Genomic DNA, 8,173 nt, shown 5'->3' on the forward strand with positions numbered 1-8,173 from the left:
ACGTGTTTTGTTGTTTTTATTTTATGCCAAAGGTGACATTTTCATAGAATAAAATTACTCTTTTTTAAGTGACATTTTTACTGGTTATTGACACTTTTTATGTCCTAAATTTTGGTCAAGAGGTAACCTTCCATTATATCTGTTTCACTTATCATTATTTGATTAAGGTCTAAACTCTCCATGAGAGTCTTTGCAATAAAAGTTCCCGCCGTAATAATATCAGCTCGCTGGGGCATGAGGCCAGGCAGGTTTCGTTTTTCATCATTAGTAAGTGTCAATAGTTTGGAATAAATTTCATCAACGTAAGCTTTTTTAAGGACATGGCCGTGCACTTTTTGAGGATCATAAACTTTAAGTTCCTGAACCATAGCTGAAAGCGTAGTTAATGTGCCGCCCACTCCAACAGCAGTAGTTTCATGTGTCTGCCTAACTTGATTTAAACATATTGCAAAATCAGCAGAAAGCGTATTTATAACCGCCTTTGCTTCCTCAATATCTTTAGTATTCGGCGGCTCCAATCTAAAATATTTATGGGTGAACCGAACCGCTCCCACTGGCAAGCTCTCGCTTTTTTGTATTATGTCGCTTCCCAAAATAAGCTCTGTCGAACCGCCGCCAATATCAATAACGAGTACTTGGCCTGAAATATCAAGACCTGCTTTTACGCCTTTAAAAGAAAGTAGGGCCTCCTCTTGCCCTGACAATATATCCACATCAATACCCAACTGATGTACTCTCTTAATAAAATCGCTGCTGTTTTTAGCTTCCCTGAGGGCACTGGTGCCAAATGCAAAGATTCGCTCACTGTTTTTTGAGTTGGCTTTGTCCATAAAATCCTCAAGGACTAATAAGGTATCTGCCATAGACTGTTCGTCAAGTTGCAAGTTTTCTGCAACGCCCCGGCCAAGGCGCGTAGTTGCCAGCTCTTTATGTACAGTCGCCATAGAAGTGCCAAATATGTCTTTTATCAAAAGCCTAATGGAGTTGGAACCCAAATCAATAACCGCAACCCTCATTATTAGCCCCTTTCGACAAATTTAAAATCCAGGGAATTTCCCTGGATGATTTCTTATTAAAATATGAATTCAAAAATTCCTCTATAAAACCTTCCTTTTTCTGTAAGTTCCCGAACCCCGTTTGGATTCATGATTCCTCTTAATGTCTAAAAGCCGCTCTTCACTGTCTTTTAAAAATTTAGCTAGCTTATCCTCAAAACTTAGATCTACTTGCTTTGGCTTTGAAGTTTCGTTGGCTTTCCGAAGAGACAGACTGATTTTACCATCTTCTGAAATGGATATAACCTTTGCCTTGACGACTTCATTTTCTTTTAGGAAATCATTTACGTCTTTTACAAAGCTGTCGGCTACTTCAGAAATGTGTATGAGACCCGTAACACCTTGCGAAATCTCCATAAAAGCCCCAAATCTAGTAATCCCTGTTATTCTCCCCTCTACGATTTGGCCTACCTCAACAGGCATACTTAAAGAATTCCTCCTTTAAAATCTCCTTTCGATAATGACAATTATACTTTAACTTTTAAAATTCGTCAATAAACAAAGTTATTTCGATTTTTTATTTAGTTATTTTAACTGATGATTATTAATTATGGAACTACAAATTTAAATTTATCTCCTATTATAAGCTGTTTTGTTCTATGAATAGGGTTATTATTTTTATCATATACGATTTCCCTATGCAACAAAAGAGGTTCACCTTTTGATATTGCTAACAAAGAAGCTTCTTCTTCCGAAGCAGTTGTTATCTCTATGGTTCTTTTTGATTTTGCTCTTGCAATCCCATATTTTTCATTAAGTATTTCATATAAAGATTGATTTTCCAAGTCTTCATTAAGTAAGAAAGCATATTTACTTGGGAAAAAATTATGCTCCAAAATAACCGGCTCATCATCTGCGTAGCGAATCCTCTTAATATAAACAACTTTATCATTTTCATGTAAGTTTAATTCAGCAATATCTCTCTCATTTGCATCTTTGATTACATTTTTGATAATCTTACTTCCGGGTTTCACTTTGTTAATTTTACATGTCAATGAAAAACTAATATCTTCTAAGACATTATCTTCAATCTTTGGTGCTGAAACAAAAGTCCCTTTTCCTTGTTTTTTGATTAGTAAATCCTCATCTACCAATTCAGTTATTGCATTTCTTACGGTAATTCTACTAACATTATACATTTTACTTAATTGTAATTCTGAAGGTATCTTCTGGCCTGGCCGGAATTCTCCATCTATTATTTTTTGTTTAATTATATCTTTGAGCTGTTTATATAAGGGTGTCACATTTTCATGGTCTAATTTGATCATATTAACCACCTTAAATTCATATTGACATGTATAAATTCATCATAACACAATTATAAAAAAATTCAATGCTTACAATTTTAAAAGTAGAATAAACAAATTGACGTATGAAATGCTTGCTTCCATACGTCAACTTCAATTCACAAAGACCTATTCTAGATGAATTCTAACTTTGATTAGTGGTCAATTTGATAGTATCTTATAAACATGATATTGATATTCATCAATAGATTTTGACATATTAAGAGCCTCAACAATATCATAATCTACTAAAGCGCCATTTTTTACAGCCACAACCCGGTTACTTTTACCATTAATTATCAAATCAACTGCATAGGAGCCCATAAGCGTTCCCATGAATCTATCTTTTGCCGTTGGACTCCCTCCCCTTTGTAAATGTCCTAGGATAGTTGCACGGGCTTCCATGCCCGTTGCTTTTGATATTCTTTTGGCTAGCTCTTCTGAGCCACCAATTCCTTCTGCGTTTATTATAATGTAATGTTTTTTGCCATTTTTCCTGTTTTTTTTGATGTTTTCAATTAACTTTTCTTCGTTTGTATTTCGTATACCCGGAATAAATATATCCTCTGCTCCATTGGCAATTCCGCACCATAAAGCTATATAACCTGCATTTCTACCCATTACTTCTACAACACTGCATCTTTCATGAGAAGTCGAGGTATCCTTAATCCTGTCAATTGCCTCCATTGCAGTATTTACTGCAGTATCAAACCCTATAGTATACTCTGTGCAGGCTATATCTAAATCTATTGTTGCAGGTATAGCAATTATTTTTATACCCAATTCAGATAATTTTTTGGCTCCACAAAAAGATCCGTCTCCGCCAATAACAACTAGATAATCTATACCATTGTCCCTACAAATCTTGGCACCCCGTTTTTGACCTTCATCTGTTTTAAATTCTTCACAACGGTCCGTATAAAGAATCGTTCCTCCCCGCTGGATAATATCTGAAACGCTATGATTTTCAAGGTTTATCATTTCACCATTTAAAAGTCCATTATAACCTTTTAGAATGCCTTTAACCTTTATGTTATTACTTATTGCTGCCTTTACTACTGCTCTAATAACTGCATTCATACCAGGGGCATCGCCACCACTAGTTAAAATTCCGATGCTATTTATTTGGTCTTTCATAAGTAATACCTCCGAAGCTTGCCCAGCTAGACAAAAAATAAATACAATTTTGTATGAATGTATAATTGAGCCTTATGATTCTGACTACATCAAAACCATAAGGCTTACTTTTGCTTTAGGATAAATGAGATTAGTACTCCATTTTTCTATAATATCTTCTTGTAGTAAGAGGATGATTCCTGGCTCTCTCTAAATGGATGCTTATTCTCTCTAGCATTGTATTCATTAGAATAATTGCCATGTATTTTCTAAATTCCTTACTTATTGTGGGTAGCTCTAATTCTTTTGTATCTATTATGGTGACTTCCTTGCTTATTTTTGTAACGAAGTTCTTTACTCTGTCCATTAATGGACGTGTTTCGTCTTCTGTGTATAGCAGAATTACGCTTGTATCCTCTTCTACCAATTCTAATGTGCCATGGAAAAATTCTGCCGCATGAATAGATTTTGTACGTATCCATTGCATTTCTTCTAATATGCACATTGCGTAGTTGTAAGTATCTCCCCACATAATTCCAGACCCTACCAATATATGGTAAGGTGTATCTTTGTGGTGATCTGCAAAAGCTCTGGCCCTTTCTTCCATACTTTCTTTTGCTTTTAGCAATAATTCCGGCATGGTTTCAAGTTCTTTTATAAATCTATCATATTCGGGAAATTCCCCATTATTATGCATTAAGCGGAAAATCAATGGGAATTGTTGTAGATATAATGATTCGGCAAGATTATCGTCTTCTGCGAAGTTATCAAATACATAGTCACAAATGTTTGCTAATGGGGTACCTAGTTTGGCCACGAGACCTATTGTTGTTGCTCCTCTTTCTTTACAAAATTTAGCTGCTGCCACAGTTTCTTTGGTATCTCCACTCCTTGATGTAAATATGCATACAGAATCCGGTCCGAAATGTTGATGATTCATGAGCATAAATTCTGAAGCAATTTCCGCATATGCCTCAATTTTTGAATTGGTTTTCAGAATATACTGCAGTGGATACATATGAGCTATTGACCCGCCAACACCTATAAAAAATATGTTTTTAAACCCTTTTTTTGAGATTTCGTCTGCACATTTTTCGATGTTTTCTCTCTGTGCAAGAGCTCCTGCTGTCATCTTCTTAAATCTTTCAACATCAAAGTTATACATGCTTAGACCTCCTCTATCGTTATGTAATGTATTATAATGTTATAATACTATATTTGTTTTAGATTGTAAATACTTATTTTTACTCGTAAATATGATTTATTTTACTTCTGGCTTGCCTAACAGCCTAAACATATTTTTTTTGTATTCTTCGACTCCTGGCTGATTGAACGGATTAACACCTAGCAAATACCCACTTATTGCACAAGCCTTTTCAAAGAAATAAATCAATTTGCCAAAATAGTATTCATTCAACTCGGGTACATTTACTATTAAATTAGGAACCTGCCCTTTTACATGAGCCATTAACGTGCCTTCAAAGGCCTTCTTATTAACTAAATCTACCGTTTTGCCCGCCAAATAATTTAAGCCATCAGTATTATTTTTATCTTCTTTTATTACTATATCTCTATTGGGCTTTTCTACATTAATCGTGGTTTCAAACAGATTTCTCCTACCTTCTTGGATAAATTGCCCCATGGAGTGCAAATCAGTTGTAAAGTTAACTGAGGTCGGATATATTCCTTTTCCATCTTTTCCTTCAGATTCACCGAATAATTGCTTCCACCACTCTGATAAATAATGAAGTGTCGGTTCATAGTTTACTAATATTTCAATATCTTTGCCTTTACAGTATAAAATATTTCTGATAGCAGCGTATTGATAGCTTATATTATCTCTTAGATCCTTAACTGAGTATTCTATCTGGCCAGAATAGGCACCAGCCATCAGCATATCTATATCTACTCCAGCAACTGCAATAGGTAGTAGCCCTACAGCAGTAAGCACCGAGTATCTGCCTCCAATGTCATCTGGTATGACAAAGGTTTCATATCCTTCATTGTCAGCCAGTTTTTTTAATACACCTTTTTCCTTATCTGTGGTAACAAATATTCGTTCTTTGGCTTTCTCCTTACCGTATTTATCTTCCATATATTCTTTAATCAATCGAAAAGCAATGGCAGGCTCTGTCGTTGTCCCTGATTTTGATATGACGTTTACACTGATTTCCTTTTCCTGTATTACATCAAAAAGATCCAATATATACTTACTGCTAATGTTGTTTCCTAGAAAATATATCTCTGGACCTACTCTTTGTTGTTTTGGCATTAAGTTATAAAATGAGTGATTTAATGCCTCAATGCAGGCCCTAGCACCCAAATACGAACCTCCAATTCCTATAGTGATAAATACGTCTGATCTGTCTCTTATTTTTTGTGAACAAATTTTGATTCTGTCAAATTCTTCTTTGTTATAATTAGATGGTAAGTTCAACCATCCTGTAAAATCATTGCCTGGACCTTTTTTGGTGTGGAGTAAATCATGTACTACAGTAACCATAGGCTCAATTTGAAGTATTTCATTGTCATTTATAAAGCTATATGTATGATTGAAGGTGATATTTTTCAACAAACTAACCTCCATGTACTAATATGTTAAAAATAAAAGCAGAAAAACAATCCTTGATAGAGCGCTAATATTTTAAAAAAAATAGAGTCAAGATACTATCCTGAGGCATAAAGTGTTCAGCCACGTTTAATGTTCAGAATATTGCAAATTTCATTTATTATACGTGCTGATTGCGCTAGATACAATTCAGGATCTTTAAAGTAAGGTGCAAGTAACTCCAATGAGCACCACCCGTTATATCCATGCCGCTGAAATACACGAAACATATCAATTATAGGAATAACACCTTTTGAATCATCTAATTGCATGTGAAACTCAGTTACGCCATCACTATTGGAAAAATGGATATATGCCATCTTATCTTTAAGTTTGTCAAAATACTCAGTGAAAGGTTCATTTGCAATAACCGGAGGAACTACATCTATCATGGCTTTTAAAGCAGAACTTCCAACATCTTTAAATAAATCTAGAAGGTCATCGGCGGTTGTAAGTATATTCCCACCTTCTGATGGAGATAATGCCTCCATAATGATATCTACGCCAATTTGTTCAGCTCGTTTGCAAAGCTGCCCAACACCATCTACCAGCCTTTGCCATACTAATTTTCGATCTACCCCATAACCTGGATGAGGTGCAACTATCTGCATTTTATTTGTCCCAATGGAAGCGGCAGTTTCTACACTTTTTATCAAATACTGAATCGTCTCTCTACGCTCTTTTTCCAGGCGAGATGTTAAGCTGTAAGGATATGCAAGAATCTCCGGAGTAAACATGGAAATCTCTATTCCATACTTTTTTTTCCAATTATTTATTTGTGTAACCATCTGGGCATCCATATCATAAGCATAAGCATGAGGACGGGCCCCCCATACTTCAATTCCTTCAAAACCATAGACTTTAGCCATATAAAAACAATGTTCTAACGGATATCTGCAAAACTGATATGTCAAAAATGAGAATTTCATACCTTGAACCTCCTAATCTGATGATTGGCCGATGGTTTATAAACCACTAATTTAATGGCTGTCAAGGCCTTTTTATGTCCTCGACAGCCATTAATACAACTAGCTTTATGGATTAGGCATAATCTATTCCTTATCAACAAATGAATCTGCATGTTCAGCTGTTAGCAATCCGATTTCAGTATATATGATACCATCAATCTTTTCGCCTTCTAATATTTTATATGCTGTCTCGAGCGCTACACGGCCTATTTGTTTTGGATAAAGTGCTACTGAAGAAATAATTTGACAATCCGGGCCATCCTTTTTCATTATTTCAACTTGTTCAGGAGATGCGTCATAGCCAGAAATTAATACATCCGTACGCCCCATTGCTTGGCAAGCTGCATAAGCTCCCAAAGTATTGTCTCCCATAAAACAGAATATTGCTTTAATATCAGGGTGTGCAGTAAGCATATTTTCTGTTGTTGCACGATGTGTATCACGGGTACCGCTGGAAAGTTGACGTACGATTTCAATGTCCGGATATTGCTCCATATATTCTACAAATCCTGCTATTCTTTCTTCAGCAGTGGTAACTCCAGGAGCATCTTCCAGAACTAGAACTTTACCTTCAGTTCCCATTTTTTCAACTAAATATGCCGCTGCCAATCTTCCACCTGCTACGTTATCAGACAAAACCTTTGCGTCAACTTCAGCCTCAGTGTCTATATCATAATTTACTACTACAATTCCTTCCTCTCGAACTTTATCTATGTAAGGTACTATAGCATCAGCATCTACAGGCGCTATGCAAATTGCATCCACTTTTTGTTGTATCAAATCCTCAATAATTGCAATTTCTTTTTGCATATCTCCTGCAGGATCGGGGGCAACAACTTTAACCCCTAACTCTGCAGCCTTCTTTTCAGCTCCTTTTACCACATCAACACCAAATTCCTCAGCTAATGACCATGTAAGAACAGCTATTACATATTCATCTGTCCCGACCTCTTTCTGTACATCTTCATTACTAGACCCAGAAGTATCTTGATTACTGCCTCCACATGCGGTAAGAACAAATACCAGAGCAAGTGTCAACAACAAAGCAAAGATTTTCTTCATATTTTTCATTTGGTTAATTGTAAAATTAAATGCGACAGTAAAAAAGTTGAACCATAGCGTGAAACCCGATATGATGTT

8 protein-coding genes are annotated in these 8,173 nt (G+C 35.7%); all 8 read right to left on the bottom strand.

Annotation, left to right across the window (positions count from 1 at the left end):
* Positions 1 to 104 precede the first annotated feature (104 nt).
* Positions 105 to 1,016, bottom strand: a complete 912-nt coding sequence (locus tag JT739_RS05375; protein ID WP_237660079.1) for a Ppx/GppA phosphatase family protein — start codon at positions 1,014 to 1,016, stop codon at positions 105 to 107.
* An 81-nt stretch (positions 1,017 to 1,097) separates the two neighbouring features.
* Positions 1,098 to 1,478 (bottom strand): S1 RNA-binding domain-containing protein, encoded by a 381-nt coding sequence (locus JT739_RS05380; protein WP_237660080.1) that lies wholly within the window; start codon positions 1,476 to 1,478, stop codon positions 1,098 to 1,100.
* A 125-nt stretch (positions 1,479 to 1,603) separates the two neighbouring features.
* Complete coding sequence (locus tag JT739_RS05385; protein ID WP_237660081.1) at positions 1,604 to 2,323, bottom strand: GntR family transcriptional regulator; 720 nt, start codon at positions 2,321 to 2,323, stop codon at positions 1,604 to 1,606.
* Between the two features lie 180 nt (positions 2,324 to 2,503).
* Complete coding sequence (pfkA, locus tag JT739_RS05390) at positions 2,504 to 3,478, bottom strand: 6-phosphofructokinase (RefSeq protein ID WP_237660082.1); 975 nt, start codon at positions 3,476 to 3,478, stop codon at positions 2,504 to 2,506.
* A 130-nt stretch (positions 3,479 to 3,608) separates the two neighbouring features.
* Positions 3,609 to 4,622, bottom strand: a complete 1,014-nt coding sequence (locus tag JT739_RS05395) for an SIS domain-containing protein (RefSeq protein WP_237660083.1) — start codon at positions 4,620 to 4,622, stop codon at positions 3,609 to 3,611.
* A 96-nt stretch (positions 4,623 to 4,718) separates the two neighbouring features.
* Positions 4,719 to 6,029 carry a glucose-6-phosphate isomerase gene (locus JT739_RS05400; protein ID WP_237660084.1) on the bottom strand — a complete coding sequence of 437 codons (1,311 nt, stop codon included), beginning with the start codon at positions 6,027 to 6,029 and terminating at the stop codon, positions 4,719 to 4,721.
* A gap of 116 nt (positions 6,030 to 6,145) precedes the next feature.
* Complete coding sequence (locus JT739_RS05405; protein ID WP_237660085.1) at positions 6,146 to 6,994, bottom strand: TIM barrel protein; 849 nt, start codon at positions 6,992 to 6,994, stop codon at positions 6,146 to 6,148.
* A gap of 123 nt (positions 6,995 to 7,117) precedes the next feature.
* A partial coding sequence (locus JT739_RS05410) for a sugar ABC transporter substrate-binding protein (protein ID WP_237660086.1) occupies positions 7,118 to 8,173 on the bottom strand: 1,056 nt, incomplete at its 5' end.

Origin of the sequence: Tepidanaerobacter sp. GT38, assembly GCF_021991635.1 — a bacterium.
In the GTDB taxonomy this organism is placed as follows: domain Bacteria; phylum Bacillota; class Thermosediminibacteria; order Thermosediminibacterales; family Tepidanaerobacteraceae; genus DTU063.

Excerpts from the sequence above, each read along its gene's own strand:
- JT739_RS05385 (WP_237660081.1), bottom strand. The coding sequence starts at position 2,323 with ATGATCAAATTAGACCATGAAAATGTGACACCCTTATATAAACAGCTC.
- JT739_RS05395 (WP_237660083.1), bottom strand. The coding sequence starts at position 4,622 with ATGTATAACTTTGATGTTGAAAGATTTAAGAAGATGACAGCAGGAGCT.
- JT739_RS05405 (WP_237660085.1), bottom strand. The coding sequence starts at position 6,994 with ATGAAATTCTCATTTTTGACATATCAGTTTTGCAGATATCCGTTAGAA.
- JT739_RS05375 (WP_237660079.1), bottom strand. The coding sequence starts at position 1,016 with ATGAGGGTTGCGGTTATTGATTTGGGTTCCAACTCCATTAGGCTTTTG.
- JT739_RS05380 (WP_237660080.1), bottom strand. The coding sequence starts at position 1,478 with ATGCCTGTTGAGGTAGGCCAAATCGTAGAGGGGAGAATAACAGGGATT.
- pfkA (WP_237660082.1), bottom strand. The coding sequence starts at position 3,478 with ATGAAAGACCAAATAAATAGCATCGGAATTTTAACTAGTGGTGGCGAT.